This window comes from Streptomyces synnematoformans (assembly GCF_039531005.1).
Taxonomy (GTDB): Bacteria; Actinomycetota; Actinomycetes; order Streptomycetales; family Streptomycetaceae; genus Streptomyces; species Streptomyces synnematoformans.
On record NZ_BAAAPF010000616.1, the window covers coordinates 1 to 1,743 of the forward strand.

Sequence of the window (1,743 nt, forward strand, 5' to 3'; positions counted from 1 at the left end):
CGGCCGGCGCGTCGGGCCCGGGGCGGCGCGGGCCCGGCACGCCGGTGGGGGGCGGCGGGTCGGAGTCGGAGATGGCGGCGAGCTGCGTGGTGTCGTCGTCCTCGACGGGCGCCGCGGCCGCCGGAGCCTCTTCCGGCGCCTCGGCGGGCCCGTCCGGGCCGGGGGTGGGCGCCGGGTCGCCCGCCGCGCGTTCGGGCGTCTGCGCGGGCCCTGCGGCGTCCTGCGGGCCGCCTGCGCCCTCCCCCGGGGTCCCGGGGGAGGTGTCCCGTACGTCGTCTCGTTCGTCGTCCCCCGCATCGCGCTGCGGCAGGGCGGCCCGGCCGGCCCGGGCGCCCGCGACGGCGGACACCGCGGCGGGTATCTCCCTGCCGCCCGCCGCGCCGCCCGCGCCGGTGTCCGCGGCACCCGGGTACGGGCGCACGCCGACCTCCCAGGGCCGCGCATCCGCGTTCTCCGCCCCCGGCCCGCTCCCCGTGCCCGGCGCCTGCGGCGGGGCGGGCTCGGCCGGCGGCGCCGCGGGCGCACCCGCGTACGGGTCCGACGAGGCGTCGCCGGACCCGGCGTCCGCGCCCGGTCCCGCGGTGTCGCCCGCGGTGTCGCCGTACCGCCCGCTCGCCGGCGTCAGACCCTGTTCCCCCGCAACGTCCACGTCCTCATCCGCACGCCGCACCGGAGGCACGTCCGAACCACCGGCACCCGCCGCGCCGTCGTACCACCGCCCCTGCTCCCCCGCACCGTCCGCATCTTCATCCGCACCCCGCACCCCAGGCACGTCCGAACCGCCGGCACCCGCCGTGCCCCCCGCAGGGGAGACCGTCTCCGGTCGGCTCCCGCTGCCGTGGTGGTCGTCCTCGCCGTCGCGCCACTCCCGCAGCGCCCGCCGCACGCGGCGCAGCTGGTCCACCTCCGGGTCGTACCCCGGTGGCGGACCCGCGTCCTCCGGCCCGGCCGCCGGGGCGGCCTGCTGCGCGGAGGTGTCAGAGTCGGTGGCTGGTCCGGCGGTGTCCGATTCGGCCTCGCGCGGAGGCTCACCGGGCTCCTGCCCCCACCAACTCGGCTTCCCCTGGTCCATGTTCTCCCCACACGTTCCGCATGCGACTGGGCGCGGACCGGCGTGGCGGCCCGCACTTGAAGCTCACCCGCCGGGCACAGCGATTCAATCAGGTGCATGCGGTCCGGCGCATCGCCCCGGGGGCGACGGCCGCCGGCCCCGGCGGCCGCCCCCGCGGGCCGTCACCGCGGGGGTGGAGTGTTCATCCCGCTCAGCGCGGTCTGCGGCGCGGACGTCGCGGGCTTGGTGACGGCGACCACGGACAGCAGCGGCGGCTGCGGCGTCGCGGTCGTCGCCGCCGTCGCGGAGGCGGCCATCTGCAGCGTGCCGCTCCGGGTGACGTACGGCTCGACCTCGTCGGCGTCCTGCGCGCCGCCGGAGGTGGAGAGCCGGGGGTCGTACGAGTAGCGAGCGGGCACGCCGCGGTCGCCGGGGGTGACCGCCGGGGAGCCGGCAGGGTCGACGGCCGCCTCGATGGGGAGCGCGCCGCCGAGGGCGAGGGCGGCGAAGGAGACCGCGCCGGCGGCGGCGAAGGCGAAGCGCCGCCCGCGGGCGGCGGCGGGCCGGTCGACCTCGTGGATCGGGAACCCCGGGCCGGTGTCGAGCACGCCGCCGTCGAGGACACCGCCGCCGTCCAGCAGGCCGCCGTCGAGGACACTCCCGCCCGGCCGCCGGCGCGCGGGGGCGCCCGC

General features: G+C 80.4%; 2 pseudogenes. Both read right to left on the bottom strand.

The window, feature by feature from the left end:
* Positions 1 to 1,072 (bottom strand): annotated as a pseudogene (locus tag ABD317_RS36560) (trypsin-like peptidase domain-containing protein); the annotation flags it as partial.
* 161 nt (positions 1,073 to 1,233) lie between these two features.
* Positions 1,234 to 1,743, bottom strand: a pseudogene (locus tag ABD317_RS36565) (anti-sigma factor); the annotation flags it as partial.